We start from the raw sequence: 15,165 nt of genomic DNA, 5'->3' as shown, positions 1-15,165 counted from the left end.
ATAAAACTGCACGAATTGTAGCATTTTCCTGATTCGAAAAAACAAAAAAACGCCCACTAGCAATGAAGCCAACGGGCGTTTCTCTTATTTTACGATTTAGAAATCGAACTGAACATAAACCGTGTTGTAGTTGCTGCCACCTTTAATTCGACCATACTGAGAGGATTTTTCAAAAATCGCGGATCGATGATGAAGCGAATAGCCAACCCACATATTATTCAAGTCGGTTTGATTAAACAGATCACCCACATTCACATCAAAAGAGAAGTCCAAGTAATTCAATAAATTACTCGGAACTTTGTCTTTTTCAACCATCTCTTTGCCTTCGAGATAGGTGACATTATCAATATAAGACAAACCTTCAGCCACACCAACACGCCACTTTGTCGGCCAATTCATTGTGTAATACGCTTTGATCGCAGCAACATATTCCGTACTTGATGATTGAACATCTGACGACCAATGATGCACCAGGCCTGGCGTTAAATAGATATCAAGCGGAATACCAAACAATTCGTCAGTGAGCGGATGACCATAAAACACCGAACTTAATTGATTATTAAATTCATCCTTCTCGACATTGAATTTCATGATGTCGCCAATATTTGATGGCGTTCCCCAACCATGTGCGACCCGAACATAACGCTTGTTGTTCAGCTCTGTTTTAGGCGCTTTGGTTTTATCGTTAAAGAAGCCAAAACCAAGGTAGAGCTCCCCTTGGTAAAGATCTTTAACCGCATCACTGGCATAAGCATTGCTATCAAGTCGAGTGACCGCGGTTGAGCCAAGTAAGTAGAGATTAGAAATGACATGATAACGAGCTTCAATACCTATAGTGGCATCTATGCCTGCATCAACAATTTGTCCTTCGGGATAATTAGAGAATCCATAGTAAGTGCTATTAAAGTCCTTACTTTTATAGCGTAATGTCACCCTAGGTTTAAGCTCCCAATCGCCAGATTCAAACTCCCCTTTTATGGTCACGTTACTGTGCCAATTAAAATGGCTGTCGGACATAAATTCAAAATCAGTCGTCCATGTGTCGTCTAATCGGTACCCGAGCTGAAAACCGATATCCCCGGTATCCCCTTCATAACGATTTTGAGTACTCGCAGGAATATCAACAAAGCGCATGCGAGCCAGTATATTGAGCTCAAAACGCTCATCGTCTGGCTTATAGAGATACGCACCAAATTCTGTGCCCTCAATGAATACATAATCATTTTTAAAAAACAGCATAGGGATAAAAGTACCGACAGAGCGGTCACCAATATCGTTGTGATAGGGAATAGAGGCAAGCCTTGTCATGGCGGCGATGCCCCACTCTTGCTCAGAAACCACCGTCTTTGTGGTTGGCTTTTTCGCATCTTCAGTGGCCACTGAATGTTCGGTTGTCACTGAGTTTAAGTCGCTTTCCAGTTGCGTCGAAGCACTCAGCGCAAAAGAGCAGGCTGCAAAAGAACAGAATGTCGCTTGAATGAGCCTTTTTTGTTTTATCATCGTTTTATTTCTCGTGTTCCTTGCTCAATATCACCAAAAAAAGACAATTTTAGAAGGAAATTTTATGTTTCGAGTTCAATCACCGTTACAATGGTAATATATGTTCTTCTAAATGACACAAATGTGAAAGCATCTGATTTAAAAAATATTCTCGACAACCTGCCTGAAGGCCAAGATCCAGACATTGTGATGGGCGAAGAATGGCTGCCTGAACGCCTTATAGATACGCAGTTAAACGAAGAACTGCTGTTTTTAAAATTCGATAATGCGCCGGAAGAATCACAAGGTGATGAAGAAGCGCGTGGGTTTGTTGAGCATGAAGTCACCATGATTAGGCATCGATTTGAACAAATCATAAACGATGCCTCGGATACAAAAACCAAAGCCGATGCCATGGTCGCGCTTTTTTTGATGGGTCATGAATCCTCAAGCTCTGAAATCATTGAAATTTTAGAAGACCCTGACGTTCCTGAGAATCCAACTCACTAGTCGCTTCCCTTCATCCACATCTACATCTACATCTACATCTACATCTACATCTACATCTACATCTACAAACCATAAAGGCCAAAATAAACCATAAAGGCCAAAATCGTTCACTAACAACAGGGATTATTAACGGTCTTTCCTTTGATTTCACCCTAAAATGCCGAACCGTGTAATAGTTTGACACAATCCTGACTTGTGAATTTGTTCTCTCACCCCTATTACTTAATCACTGGCCTATTCACTAAACAAAAAGTGAGTAGCATAACGAACCACAAAGGAGCCGCCATGTTTAATGCGATCACCTCCCTATTCAAACAGCTTATCGAAGGTGAAGATTTAGCTGGAAGCAAAAATGATAATCCCAATCTCGCCATTGCATGCTTATTGTGTGAAGTAGCGGGAGCCGACCACCAAATTGACCAAGCAGAGAAAGAGGCAAAACATCATTTGCTTGAACGCTTGCTGGAATTAACCGCACCAGAAGCCGATCAATTGCTTACTCAAGCCGAAGAACAAGTGAAAGACGCGGCATCACTGTATGAGTTCACATCGCAACTTAGAGAGCTTTCTAGGCCGACTCGTTTCGAACTCATCAAGGCCATGTGGGAAGTTGCACACGCGGACGGGGAAATCGACCCCATTGAGGAAGCCGTGATTCGAAAAACAGCGGAGCTTTTGTATGTGGATCACAGTGAATTTATTCGCGCTAAACTGTCTGTTATCGGCGAATAACCGAGTGATGTAGACTTTTTGCAAAGTCACCAAAATAAGCGGCTGATACAAGCAGTAAGAATCCTATCATTGGCTCTAAATAGAGCCTAAAGCTTAGACATTCATAGAACTGAGATATTCGTAGGGCATTAGATTTTCATAGAACCTAAAGCATCGTAAGGGCTAGCTTTGCTAGGTTATACGCATCGACATAACCGGAATGCTGTCGCCCTTCCCATTCAATGTCTTTGGCTTCTTGCGCCGCTCGATGTCCAATTCTTTTATCTTTTAATCGATTTTGAATTCGATATAACGTGGCGAGGTTAATGAACTCTTTGAAAGGTAAGTCGATGCCTTTTTCACGACACTCATTAAACAAAATTTGATCATCACGCCCCCAAGATGCAAATATCTTTTTAGGGCCACCAAAATTCTTGAGTACTGACTGTAATACATCCTTTAATGGACGGCCTTGCTTTTCAATTTTTCGAGGCGTAATACCCGTCAATTCAACACAAAACAGTGACACTTCATCACGCTCAGGTTTGACATAGTATTGAGCACGTTTGACGATTTCACCTGACGCAACATCGATTTCTGCGAGGCCAATTTCAATGATTTCACCTGTAGTGCCAACGCCATCTACATTCCAACAACACATCTCTAAATCGAAACACACGACTCGGTTATAGTTCATTGCCAACCTTTATTGCCCGCCTAACCTCTTAAAGGCGAAGGATTCTACCTCATTTGCGTTTAAAAGTAGAGTTGTCGGCATATTTTAACGTAGAAGAATTGAAACCTATCCGTTTCACGTTATATGTCCTTGTTCGCGTGCTCAAAAAGCCACCAATCGAACCGTATTCCTAGACGAATCCGGCGTTTTGTCGAGCCAAGAACCTTGAATGTGATAATATCCGCCACCATAAACTACTTATATTCGGCATGATGCGAACGATTTTCTCAATGCATCAACGCCAAAGGTGCAACATCACCTTAAACATAACCTCCAAAGAGAATTCATCATGAACTTTGATATTAATATGGTTCCTCAGACAATCGATATGCTTCACATGGGTTTAGCAGCATCGAGTTTTCTACTGCTACTTATTGCGGTGTCACGCAAATCAACCGTCATTGAAAAAGTGGTAGAGAAACCGGTTGAAAAAATTGTCGAAGTAGAAAAGCCCGTAGAGAAGATTGTTGAGGTCGAAAAAGTTGTCGAAGTAGAAAAAATCATCGAAAAGGTCGTTGAAGTTGAATCCAAACTTGCGACCGCTTCAACGGACTCTGCAATGCAGTTCCTTTCTCTTATGCAACAAGAAGCTCGGTTAATTGATTTCCTAAAAGAAGATCTTACCTCGTTTTCTGATGAAGAAGTTGGCGCAGCCGCCCGAGTCATTCACACTGGCGGACAAAAAGTATTGAACGATTATGTTTCATTGACCGCCATCCGCAGTGAAGAGGAAGAGACTCGTATTACGATTGAAGAAGGTTTTAACGCACAGCAAGTTCGTTTGACAGGCAACGTAACCGGTGCCGCGCCCTTTACCGGAACTCTCGTGCATAAAGGTTGGAAAGCAACAAGCATGAACTTGCCTAAACTGGCCAAGAACTACGACGCTTCTATTATTGCCCCTGCTGAGGTTGAGCTGTAATGGACAATACACACATCGCTCGATTCAGTGTTGGTATCGATTTGGGTACGACTCACTGTGTCCTCTCTTACACGGAAAATGCCACAGAATCAGATCCTAGCGTACAGCCTGACGTTCATGTGCTGTCTATTGACCAACTAACAGCACCGGGAACGGTTGAAAGCAAAGATCAACTTGGCTCATTTTTGTATCAGCCTCACGAACATGAGATGAACCCAGCCTCAAGGGTGTTGCCTTGGTCAACAGAGCCAACCGCACTTGTGGGCGCTATTGCACGCAACTTGGGAGCAAAGACCCCTATTAGATTGATTGCTAGTGCCAAATCTTGGTTATGCCACGGTGGTGTAAACAGACGCGATGCTTTTCTACCTGCGGGTAGCCCTGAAGATGTCGAGAAGGTCTCTCCTCTTAGAGCGACAGAGCTTTATCTTGAGCATTTAAAACAGGCGTGGAATCATTCACATCCAGACGCCCCGCTCTCTGAGCAAGACGTCACCATTACCGTTCCTGCCTCTTTTGACCCTGCGGCAAGAGACTTAACGGCTGAAGCCGCGCGGAATGTGGGGTTTAATCAACTGACTCTGCTTGAAGAGCCGCAGGCCGCACTTTATTCATGGATCAACAATAATGGTGATGCATGGCGTGAGCAGGTGTCGGTCGGCGATATTGTTCTTGTCGTCGATGTGGGTGGCGGTACGACCGATTTATCGTTAGTTGAAGTCACCGAAGACCAGGGCAATTTATCGCTCAACCGCATTGCTGTCGGTGAGCATATCTTGCTCGGTGGTGACAACATGGATCTTGCTCTGGCCTTTCGCTTAAAGATGAAATTAGCGCAGCAAGGTAAAGAACTGGCACCTTGGCAGATTCAAGCAATGACACACGCGTGTCGTGATGCCAAAGAAGCCTTATTGAACGATGGCGAACTACAATCTGTCCCTATCGTCGTGCCTAGTCGAGGCTCTAAACTTCTTGGCGCAACGTTAAAAACTGAATTAACCCAGGAAGAAGTGCAACAAACGCTGGTTGATGGTTTTTTTCCAAGCATTGACATTTCTGAGCACCCTGTTCAAAAGCCGCGTGGCGCACTGACACAAATGGGCTTACCGTATGCACAAGATGCAGGTATTACACGCCACATTGCCGCGTTCTTAACCAAACAAGCGAATGCTCTAGGCAGAGAAGCCCACACTCAAAGCGAAGAAATAAACGCATCTCAACAAACCTATGACCCGTTTGCGAATATGGCAGGGTTGCCGGGCATGCCGAGCACAACCGCAGCACCCGACTTTATCAAACCGACCGCGATTCTGTTCAACGGTGGCGTACTTAAGTCGACACTGCTGTCCAACCGCCTGCGTGACACAATAAACTCATGGCTAACAACGGCGGAACAACCACCCGCTAAATCTCTGTCGGGTCTTGATCTAGACCTAGCCGTAGCCAGTGGGGCTGCCTACTATGGTTGTGTCCGCCACGGTCAAGGGGTTCGTATCCGAGGCGGTATCGCTTCTAGCTATTACGTAGGTATTGAAAGCGCGATGCCCGCTATTCCAGGAATGGCACCTCCACTTGAAGCATTATGTATTGCTCCGTTTGGAATGGAAGAAGGCTCCGTAGCTCAAGTTCCCAGTCAAGAGTTTGGTCTTGTGATTGGGCAACCTGTACACTTTCAATTCTTTGGTTCGACCACCCGTCGTGATGATGTGGCAGGTACACACCTCGATCATTGGGCACCCGATGAACTCGATCAACTTCCTGAAATTCAAGTGACTCTGCCGATTTCTGAAGGCCGACGTGAAGGTGAAGTGGTTCCTGTGACCTTAGTGTCACGCGTTACTGAGCTTGGCACCTTATACTTAGAAGCCATAGCTGCAGATAACGGACAAAAATGGCATGTCGAGTTTGATGTGCGAGAAGATTCAGCTTCAGAACCGCTGACACAGTAATCATAAACGGCATCTCTTATTGGATGCCGTTTTTCAATCAAAGGTTGGCATATGGCATCCTCTCGTTTTCTTGTTGGTATTGATTTGGGCACAACCAATACCGTTGTCGCTTTCTGTGAAAATACCGACCCATTAGAACAAGCACCTGTATCCTTATTTGAAATCGACCAGCTTGTTGGCCCGGGTGAAGTGGCGCGACGCCCTTTGCTCCCTTCATTTCGTTATCACCCCGCTCCTGGGCAAATCTCTCCCTCTGACATCACTCTTCCTTGGGATGATCAACGAGTCAAAGGCGACATCGACCACCTGATCATTGGTGAATGGGCTAGAGAACTGGGGGCGAAAGTCGAAGGCAGACAGGTATCCAGTGCGAAAAGCTGGCTATCACACCAGGCGGTAGATCGACGTTCAGACATCTTACCTTGGGCGGGTGCAAGTGATGTTGAAAAAATCTCGCCCGTAGTTGCCAGTGCCAGTTATTTGAATCATATCCGTTTGGCATGGAATCATCGTAATCCAAGTAATCCGCTTGAAAATCAGGATGTAGTTGTGACGGTTCCTGCTTCCTTTGATGAAGCGGCACGAAAACTCACTATCGAAGCGGCCAAACTTGCAGGTTTAGACACGATATTTTTGCTCGAAGAACCTCAAGCAGTTTGTTATGACTGGCACTCTCGCCACAATAAAACCGCAGAGCAAGAGTTGGAAAATCTGCCGTTGATTCTGGTTTGTGATGTGGGTGGAGGCACGACCGACCTTAGCTTAATTGAAGCGGATCAATCGACACAATCCTCTTTGGCCTTGAATCGTATCGGGGTTGGCGATCACTTAATGCTTGGTGGTGACAACCTCGATTTAGCCCTTGCTCATTTAGCCGAGCAGCGTTTCAATCAAACCAAGAAATTGACGGCGGCAGGGTTGACGAAACTCATTCAGCAAACGCGCCGAGCAAAAGAAGTATTGCTGTCAAATGACGCGGCTGAAGAGATAAAAATTACCATGCTGGGCAGTGGATCTAAGCTGCTGGGCGGTACACGAAGTGTGAATTTAACCAGGCAAGAAGTCCATAAGATTGCATTGGATGGTTTTTTCCCACTCAGCGACTTCGATCAAACCCCCGACAAACGTCGCGGGGCAGTGGTAGAGTTTGGTTTACCTTATGTTTCAGACCCTGCGATCAGCAAGCATTTAGCTGAGTTCTTATCTCAACATCAGCAGGTTTCTCATTCGGCACTTTCTCGTTCCGGTGTAAACGCAGGATTAGAGCCGCTTTCTGATTCTGCACCCGCCATTCCTGTCGCATTGCTGCTAAACGGGGGCGTATTTAACAGCGAATTAATCACGACACGTGTAACAACACTGCTTGAACAGTGGCGTGGGGGTCCGATCACGCTGCTTGATAATCCTCACCCAGATCTTTCGGTTGCATTAGGAGCCGTTGCTTTCGCCAAATCAAAGCGAGGCGCACAGCTTAAAATTGGCGGCGGTTCTGCTCGCTCCTACTTTTTGCATTTAGAGCAAAAGAACAAACAGCACCAGGCTTTGTGTCTTTTGGCAAAAGGCACAGAAGAAGGGCAAGAGATTCGTTTAAGTGGCCGCAAATTCTCATTAACACTTGGTGAGCCAGTCCGATTTAATCTCCTGACGTCGACCCACGATACGGTGGCCCAAAATACACAAGTACAAAATGGCGTGCTCGTGGACGTGGATGCCGACCTGTTTTCCCCTCTTCCGCCTTATGTTACAACCCTTGAAAGTGAACACAGCACGACACTTCATGAAAACCAAAAAGAACGTGTTGAAGTTCAACTGGCTTGTCAACTTACCGAAGTCGGAACCTTGCAACTTGAATGTGTCGGTGTGAGCGACGACAAGCGCTGGCGTTTGGAATTTGAAGTGCGCAATCAGGCCGTCGATGACCCCGACGCCTCACCACTGAGCTCAAAGCTTATCGAATCCAAGGCGCTGATCACTCGATTGTACAGCGGCAATAAAAAAAGTGCCGACAATAAAGAGATCAAAACGCTGACAAAAACACTTGAGAAGTCACTCGGTAAACGAGATCGGTGGGAATTCTCAACATTACGCCACCTTTTTGATAGCTTGGCCCAGGGTAGAAAACGTCGTCGCCGCTCTGAGCCCCATGAAAAAAACTGGCTTCGACTGGCCGGTTTTGCAATGCGCCCGGGGTTTGGCGATGCAACCGACAGTTGGCGCATGGACCAAATCTGGCCTATCTATCAACAAGGTATTCAATTTCAAAACCACCAAGGTTGGACCGATTGGTGGGTATTCTGGCGTCGGATAGCCGGAGGATTAAACCAAGAGCAGCAAGAAACTATTTTGGCAGACATTGCGAAATACTTGCATCCCGGTGCGATGAAGAACCCTAAAACTGCCACGACGGCTCAAGAACACGGTTATGAATCGATGGTACGGCTCGCTGCGTCGCTAGAGCACTTAGACGTAGAAGATAAGGTTCTGCTCACCAGCTGGTTTATGAGCAAGGCCATTAATCACGGCCAGTTTGAACAGGCTCATTGGTGGGCAGTAGGAAGATTGGCTTCCAGAACACCATTATATGGTAGCCAGCATACGGTAATACCTCGTGAACAAGCCGAGCAGTGGTTACCAACATTACTTGAACAAGACTGGCAAAAAGAACCCATGATTGCTTTTGCTTGCGTGATGATCTGTCGAAAAACTGGGGACCGTTTATTTGATATTTCCGACGACTATAGAACCGATGTCATCGCGAAACTAAAGAAGAGTAAAGTGCCGGAATCATGGCTAAGTTTGGTGCAGGAAGTGACCGAATTATCAGAGACAGAAACAAAGAAAATCTTTGGTGATGCACTCCCTCATGGGCTGCGACTCATTAACTAAACAAAAATTGCTCAATGGCCGTGACCATTGCTCTGAGAGTGTTCGATTTGCTAATTATTTCAAAGAAACACTCCACATTCTCTTCGAGTGTGCTAGTATTCGTTTCGGCCTGATATCAGACCTATTTATATGAATGACGTGTTATGTATTTGAAAATCCTCGAGCATCAGCTTACCAGCTTGTTCATGGAGTCTTTCCTTCCATATATCGCAACACCACATAAATGATTCTATTGGCTACAACTGCATTTATATGCGAATTATTTTGAAAATTAAGGAGACATCATGTCTAAAGCAACTGGTAACGTAAAATGGTTTAACGAAACTAAAGGTTTCGGTTTTATTTCTCAAGACGACGGCGGCGCTGACGTATTCGTTCACTTCCGTGCAATCGTTTCTGACGGTTTCAAGACTCTTGCTGAAGGTCAAAAAGTTTCTTTTGACGTTGAACAAGGTCAAAAAGGTCCTCAAGCTGCAAACGTTGTTTGTCTATAAGCTTGTCGATTTTGACAGAATATTGAAAAAGCAGGCCTAGGCCTGCTTTTTTTTGTTTGTCATTCTTGAATGAATTTATTTCAACTCTCTGATGCTTGAGCAGGACGTCGGTATATTAAGAATTCAACGCCTTTTCATTGAATTACCCGTTGTTTTTCGAGATCGTGAAATATCGGTTGATGTTAACGACCAAAAGCCTCAAAATGGCGCACTTTTTGTCGCACCTAGTAAGTTATTCCTAGCAAATCTTGCTTTCTATTTCTTATTCACAATAAGAACACATGCGACTTGCAAGCCACTATTCATTTCATTGTTAATTGAGAATCATATATATGGGTTTTACCTCACTCGGTCTTTCTGCTCCAATTTTAAAAGCAATTAAAGAACAAGGCTATGACACGCCTTCCCCAATCCAAGCTCAAGCTATTCCAGCCGTGCTTGAGGGAAAAGATGTAATGGCAGCAGCTCAAACTGGGACAGGTAAAACAGCAGGATTTACACTTCCAATTTTAGAAGGCCTTATTAACGGCCCGAAAGTGAAAAGTAACCATGTACGTGCACTCATTTTGACACCAACGCGTGAGCTTGCAGCTCAAATCAATGAAAACGTTGTTCGTTATAGCAGCCACCTGCCACTAAGCTCTTCTGTGGTTTTTGGCGGAGTTAAGATTAACCCTCAGCTGATGAGATTACGTCAAGGCTGCGATGTGCTTGTTGCAACACCAGGGCGCTTACTCGACTTATTTAATCAAAACGCGATTAAATTCAGCCAACTTGAAGTGCTTGTTCTTGATGAAGCAGACCGTATGCTTGATATGGGCTTTATCCGCGATATTCGCAAGATTTTGAACCTACTGCCTAAACAACGTCAAAATTTGCTGTTCTCTGCGACTTTCTCTGATGAAATCAAAGAACTGGCGAAAGGCTTAGTGAACAACCCTGTAGAAATCTCAGTGAGCCCGGCGAATTCTACGGCAAGAACGGTTGAGCAATCTATTTACCCAGCGGATAAACGCCAAAAAGCACCCATGCTGGTTAAATTGATTAAAGACGGCGGCTGGCAACAAGTCTTGGTGTTTAGTCGCACAAAACATGGCGCAAACAAACTATCCCATTACCTCAATGACCAAGGCATTACGTCTGCTCCTATTCATGGTAATAAGAGCCAGGGTGCAAGAACCAAAGCACTGGCCAACTTTAAATCCGGTGAGATTCGCGTTCTCGTTGCCACTGATATTGCTGCTCGCGGTATTGATATCCCTCAACTTCCTCAAGTTGTGAATTTCGATTTGCCCAATATTTCTGAAGATTACGTTCACCGTATCGGACGCACAGGAAGAGCCGGAGAGGTAGGAAAAGCCATTTCGTTAGTGTGCGCTGATGAAGCCATTGATTTATTTGGTATTGAACGTTTGATTAAGCAAGTTCTTACTCGTCATGAGCTAGAAGGATTTAAACCAACGAATGCGCTACCTGAATCGAAATTGGACACTCGACCGATTAAACCGAAAAAGCCAAAGAAACCGAAAAACAACCACGCCGATGGTCAGCGCTCGGGGGACAACGCTCGTGGTCATAAGCCAGCAGGAAAAAATAAACGCCATGTGGGTGGTAACAGCACCGAAAGTGCGACGAATAAACCTAAACGTCGTCGCCAATTTAAAAAACCTGAGCAAAGTTCTAATAATCGCTAATCGATTTTGTGACGATAGCAATTAAACAATGCGTTAAGAAACTATCGAATAATAGACGGTGATCGTTGTCACCGTTTATTATGACGGTTCCTTGCTGCTAAACATCAACCATTCGTCTCTGTATCATTCAGCTTTATTCGCTTTTCCACTCATCAAAAACTGTCCATGATACGCGCTACTACTCTGTTTTTTTGCTTGGTACATCGCTTTATCCGCCAAATCCAACAGTTCATCAAGGCTCTCAGACTCTGTGGGATAAATGCTCACACCAATACTGCTATTTACAAATACATCTTCATCATCAAGTGCAATCGGCTTATCCAGCTCTGTAAGTAACGCTTGCAGTGTTGACTCAACCTGATGTGTATTGCTCAGTGACGTTAAGCACACAGCAAATTCATCGCCGCCTAGACGACCGATGATATCTGTCGGTCTACTCGCTTCCTTCAGTCGAGAGGCATACGTTAAAAGTACCTTGTCTCCCGCTAGGTGGCCTTTGGTGTCATTAACCAGTTTAAATTTATCTAAATCAATAAAGATAATAGCGATTTTCGTTTCTGATTTCGACGCTTCACTCATCGCTTTTTCCAAGCTGACATGAAATGCTCTTCGATTGAGAACCCCTGTCAATGAGTCCCGCTCAGACAAATACTGCAGTTGATCGGTCTGTTTTCGTAAGGTTGAGGTTTTTAGTTTAATTTCTTTCTCTAACTGGTCTTTTGTTACGGTGTGCTCTTGAAGTGACCCTTTCATCTCATTAAAAAAGTCTACAATGATTGCAAACTCTTCATCTAATTTGGGTTGGGCTATACGGCTTGAAAAATCGCCGGCTGATAGCTTATATATTCCCGATTTAATCACATTCGACCCGATCCTAAACTGCTTTAAAATGAGCAGCGCTAATACTGCAACCATTATTGAGAAGAACAACAATATTAGCGCGGTTTTTACTATCGATTTTTCATTGTGGGCACTGTGTGTACGAAGCACATTCGTTTGAAGATGAAACAGTTCTTCTTCCATCGTTTGAACAATCATATTATATCGAGAGTGTAAAAGGAGAATAGCTTCCTCATTAGGACTTGGGCTTGAGTTTGTCGTGTTGCTCAATGACGTTGAAAATGAATATAAGTTTATCTCTTGGCGTAACAAAACCGCCAAGCTATGGTTCATGCGTTTCAAGTTATTAATCGATGCCGGGAAATCCATTTTCTGACTTAAGTTTTTAGCCAGGTTTTGCTGGGCTATATACACTTCCTCTAAACTTTCTTGATCACCATGTTGCAGAAAAACCCACAGTTGACTTCTCAACATATCAACACGTAACTGTATTTCAAGAATCGTTTTCAGTTGGCTATCGCCCAATTGGTGTTTATCTCTAATATTCAGTAATGATGCGGTCACCAGCACCACCAGTAAGAATGCGCTAACCGCCAAAAAACTCAACTTGTGGAGAATAGAATTCATCATTCATAACTCACTGTTCTATTCATGACATGCTCCAAAGCCTCAGGTGAAAGTACACGTCGATAGTTTGGTAACGCCCCTTCTACTAACTCGGTTTCTATCGCCCACCGAGCTTGAAGCTGCAAGTTTGATAACAGTGCATTGCCAATAGAAAGTCGAAATGTGTAATCTTGCCAAGACCAATCGAGTTGTGTTCTAGGGATATTCAATGCTTTCGCCACAATACTTTTTGCTTGCTCTGGCTGGGCGTTCATCCACTGTATGGCTTTGTTCAGCTGTTCCAAAATAATGACAGAATTGGTCATATGCTGTTCTTCTGGCGAGGACCGAGTCAAAAGGTTAAATGTTAAGTTGTACACGCCTTCTAAACCCAAGTTAATAATATCGGGCGACTCTAACATAACGGCATATCCATAAGGTTCCCAAACAGATATAGCGTCTACACCCCCTGTTATCAGTGCATTGTTAAGTTCATTCGGCGCTAAGTAAACACGTTGAACCTGAGCGCGTATTAGGTTGTGAGCAATAAGCAATGAATCAAAATAGAATTCACTGGCGCTCGCTTTTACAACGCCCACTTTCTTCCCTTCTAATTCATCAATAGACGTTATTTTACCTTTGCCTAATGCCAACAACTTCAAATCATTACTCGACTCAGCAAAGCTCGTCAGCACAGAAAGATCATCGTGTTTAAAACTCTCAAACATTACAACGGATTCGGAAGCAGTGGCAAAATCGACTTCATTATTAAATAAAGCGTTTGCGCAAGCGACACCACCTGAACAAGAAACAAACTCCACATTGATGTGTTTTTGATCAAATAGCTTTAAATGCTGAGCAATAATGAAAGGAGATGATAACGGCGTTTGGGAAACGGCAATTTTAATCGGACTAGAATTGGGCACCACAGGAGAACTGCTGGCTTGGATAAAAAATACAAAAGCAGTCAGTAGAATAAACAAAAAGCCGAGGCCCATTTTTATCTTCATTAATTTAAAACCTACGCCAACGAAAATTCTCATTATTAGATAGAATAAATATAGTAGAGACTGCGGTACTCGTTGGAGCAAATAGTAGGTATCTGCTCATTTGGCTAGGATCATCACAAAAAAGCACCGCCCCTATTCAAGTGGCAGTGCCTATAAATACATTAATGACTCTTTAACGGTATAGATGTTTAGTAGAGTTGGATATCCAATTCATTTTGGATCAAGACAATGCACTGGGAAGCAAACAGCATTTTCGGCCCTAAGCTAATTTTCATTGTATCAAGACGTTTTAAACTATTGATTGTTTTCTTCGGCATAGGGATATGATCAGTCAGTAAAAAACACGAATCATGGGCTAACTCGATATCTCGAACAGAATCGCCTTTTTTATCCAATAAATAGAGCTGATAGGCCTCTGCCAGTCTTTGTACTAAACGCTCAAAACTGATGGTTTCTACAGTAACGCCTGATTCTACTTCACGTAACTGTTCCTTACCCATACCGACTGACATTTCGAGGGCTTGGGCAATTTTATTGATCAACGCTTGTTCATGAAAACCACCGATATTGCGAATAAGGCTCGATTGAAAACGCACGGTGCGCGAATAGTCTTTGGTACTTTCTAGTACTAAGAACACTTCTACATCATCCCTATGCGACTGCGCGGTAAAAATAGCATTCATCAACACATGAGCCAAAATTTCGGTATGTGCTTCTTCTCCTACAGAGGCTAGGAATGTGTTTTTATCAGTTGAAGCGGCTCGCGCTCGAACAACAAATGCTCTCATGTTGATACTCTTTGGCCAATGCGATAGCAACCTCGTTGTTGCTATCCAGTAAACGGGGCACAAAGGATACCATAGAGATCACGCCCTAACCTATTAGACTCCGACTAAATAGTGTCTGGCGGATTGTGCTTTACATAGATTGCGCGTTAAATAGATTACGCACTAAATAGAAAGCAACTAAATAGAAAGCAACTAATGCTCAATCCCCGACGGGTTAAAACTAAACTCAGTTTGCTGATAGACCTGTGATAATGATTTACTGCGCGCTTGCTTCTTAGAGCGCTTTTTTATATCGGTGCACTCTTGCTCTCGTAAAGCATGTTCATGCTCTTTTGCTGAATCGATGAACTCTTGGTTGCTTAAAGCTTCTTGTCGTAAGCGATTCACTCGCTCTAAGGTTTCCCACAACATATCTCACCTCAATTAACGCTGTACCTATAAACAGTATAGAAGCTGATTGAGATTTTACAACAAAATACTGTATATAAAATCAGTATCGATATGTGAAGCACTCACAGCAGGCTATCTGAAGCTTTAGCC

13 protein-coding genes are annotated in these 15,165 nt (G+C 43.8%); 7 read left to right on the top strand and 6 right to left on the bottom strand.

Going from position 1 to position 15,165, the window contains the following annotated elements; all coding sequences use genetic code 11:
- Nucleotides 1-96: 96 nt before the first annotated feature.
- Nucleotides 97-1,500: a MipA/OmpV family protein gene (locus tag QF117_RS12845; protein WP_282389284.1), complete on the bottom strand. Its 1,404-nt coding sequence runs from the start codon at nt 1,498-1,500 to the stop codon at nt 97-99.
- 123 nt (nt 1,501-1,623) lie between these two features.
- Between QF117_RS12845 and QF117_RS12840 the strand changes: the two genes are divergently transcribed.
- Entirely contained in the window at nt 1,624-1,989 is a 366-nt protein-coding gene (locus QF117_RS12840; protein ID WP_282389283.1) for a hypothetical protein, read from the top strand.
- Between the two features lie 285 nt (nt 1,990-2,274).
- Nucleotides 2,275-2,721: a TerB family tellurite resistance protein gene (locus QF117_RS12835; RefSeq protein WP_282389282.1), complete on the top strand. Its 447-nt coding sequence runs from the start codon at nt 2,275-2,277 to the stop codon at nt 2,719-2,721.
- 145 nt (nt 2,722-2,866) lie between these two features.
- On the opposite strand, the gene QF117_RS12830 is transcribed toward QF117_RS12835, so the two are convergent.
- A complete protein-coding gene (locus QF117_RS12830) occupies nt 2,867-3,397 on the bottom strand; it encodes a 3'-5' exonuclease (RefSeq protein ID WP_017033434.1) in 531 nt (176 codons plus the stop codon).
- A gap of 328 nt (nt 3,398-3,725) precedes the next feature.
- Here QF117_RS12830 and QF117_RS12825 point away from each other — a divergent pair, with 328 nt between their 5' ends.
- The 5 genes from QF117_RS12825 (at nt 3,726) to QF117_RS12805 (ending at nt 11,381) form a co-directional block, all read left to right on the top strand.
- The gene (locus QF117_RS12825; RefSeq protein WP_282389281.1) at nt 3,726-4,358 is read left to right on the top strand and encodes a DUF2760 domain-containing protein; all 633 of its coding nucleotides are present in this window, start codon (nt 3,726-3,728) and stop codon (nt 4,356-4,358) included.
- Nucleotides 4,358-6,307: an Hsp70 family protein gene (locus QF117_RS12820; protein ID WP_282389280.1), complete on the top strand. Its 1,950-nt coding sequence runs from the start codon at nt 4,358-4,360 to the stop codon at nt 6,305-6,307. The genes QF117_RS12825 and QF117_RS12820 overlap by 1 nt, the downstream gene beginning before the upstream one ends.
- Nucleotides 6,308-6,358: 51 nt before the next feature.
- The gene (locus QF117_RS12815) at nt 6,359-9,193 is read left to right on the top strand and encodes an Hsp70 family protein (protein ID WP_282389279.1); all 2,835 of its coding nucleotides are present in this window, start codon (nt 6,359-6,361) and stop codon (nt 9,191-9,193) included.
- A gap of 284 nt (nt 9,194-9,477) precedes the next feature.
- The gene (locus QF117_RS12810) at nt 9,478-9,687 is read left to right on the top strand and encodes a cold-shock protein (protein WP_017033441.1); all 210 of its coding nucleotides are present in this window, start codon (nt 9,478-9,480) and stop codon (nt 9,685-9,687) included.
- A 332-nt stretch (nt 9,688-10,019) separates the two neighbouring features.
- Complete coding sequence (locus QF117_RS12805) at nt 10,020-11,381, top strand: DEAD/DEAH box helicase (RefSeq protein WP_282389278.1); 1,362 nt, start codon at nt 10,020-10,022, stop codon at nt 11,379-11,381.
- A 123-nt stretch (nt 11,382-11,504) separates the two neighbouring features.
- On the opposite strand, the gene QF117_RS12800 is transcribed toward QF117_RS12805, so the two are convergent.
- From QF117_RS12800 to QF117_RS12785, 4 genes are all read right to left on the bottom strand, one after another.
- Complete coding sequence (locus QF117_RS12800) at nt 11,505-12,851, bottom strand: diguanylate cyclase (RefSeq protein WP_282389277.1); 1,347 nt, start codon at nt 12,849-12,851, stop codon at nt 11,505-11,507.
- The gene (locus QF117_RS12795) at nt 12,848-13,837 is read right to left on the bottom strand and encodes an ABC transporter substrate-binding protein (RefSeq protein WP_282389276.1); all 990 of its coding nucleotides are present in this window, start codon (nt 13,835-13,837) and stop codon (nt 12,848-12,850) included. The genes QF117_RS12800 and QF117_RS12795 overlap by 4 nt, the downstream gene beginning before the upstream one ends.
- A 188-nt stretch (nt 13,838-14,025) precedes the next feature.
- Nucleotides 14,026-14,625 (bottom strand): tRNA (pseudouridine(54)-N(1))-methyltransferase TrmY, encoded by a 600-nt coding sequence (trmY, locus tag QF117_RS12790; RefSeq protein ID WP_282389275.1) that lies wholly within the window; start codon nt 14,623-14,625, stop codon nt 14,026-14,028.
- 192 nt (nt 14,626-14,817) lie between these two features.
- Nucleotides 14,818-15,036, bottom strand: coding sequence for a hypothetical protein (locus tag QF117_RS12785; protein ID WP_282389274.1), 219 nt, complete (start codon nt 15,034-15,036; stop codon nt 14,818-14,820).
- Nucleotides 15,037-15,165 lie beyond the last annotated feature (129 nt).

Source organism: Vibrio sp. YMD68 (assembly GCF_029958905.1).
Classification (GTDB): Bacteria; Pseudomonadota; Gammaproteobacteria; order Enterobacterales; family Vibrionaceae; genus Vibrio.
This window is presented reverse-complemented; position numbering and strand designations above follow the sequence as displayed.

Coding starts and splice junctions, on each gene's coding strand:
- QF117_RS12845 (WP_282389284.1), bottom strand. CDS start 1,500: ATGATAAAACAAAAAAGGCTCATTCAAGCGACATTCTGTTCTTTTGCA.
- QF117_RS12835 (WP_282389282.1), top strand. CDS start 2,275: ATGTTTAATGCGATCACCTCCCTATTCAAACAGCTTATCGAAGGTGAA.
- QF117_RS12830 (WP_017033434.1), bottom strand. CDS start 3,397: ATGAACTATAACCGAGTCGTGTGTTTCGATTTAGAGATGTGTTGTTGG.
- QF117_RS12825 (WP_282389281.1), top strand. CDS start 3,726: ATGAACTTTGATATTAATATGGTTCCTCAGACAATCGATATGCTTCAC.
- QF117_RS12820 (WP_282389280.1), top strand. CDS start 4,358: ATGGACAATACACACATCGCTCGATTCAGTGTTGGTATCGATTTGGGT.
- QF117_RS12815 (WP_282389279.1), top strand. CDS start 6,359: ATGGCATCCTCTCGTTTTCTTGTTGGTATTGATTTGGGCACAACCAAT.
- QF117_RS12810 (WP_017033441.1), top strand. CDS start 9,478: ATGTCTAAAGCAACTGGTAACGTAAAATGGTTTAACGAAACTAAAGGT.
- QF117_RS12805 (WP_282389278.1), top strand. CDS start 10,020: ATGGGTTTTACCTCACTCGGTCTTTCTGCTCCAATTTTAAAAGCAATT.
- QF117_RS12800 (WP_282389277.1), bottom strand. CDS start 12,851: ATGATGAATTCTATTCTCCACAAGTTGAGTTTTTTGGCGGTTAGCGCA.
- QF117_RS12795 (WP_282389276.1), bottom strand. CDS start 13,837: ATGAAGATAAAAATGGGCCTCGGCTTTTTGTTTATTCTACTGACTGCT.
- trmY (WP_282389275.1), bottom strand. CDS start 14,625: ATGAGAGCATTTGTTGTTCGAGCGCGAGCCGCTTCAACTGATAAAAAC.
- QF117_RS12785 (WP_282389274.1), bottom strand. CDS start 15,036: ATGTTGTGGGAAACCTTAGAGCGAGTGAATCGCTTACGACAAGAAGCT.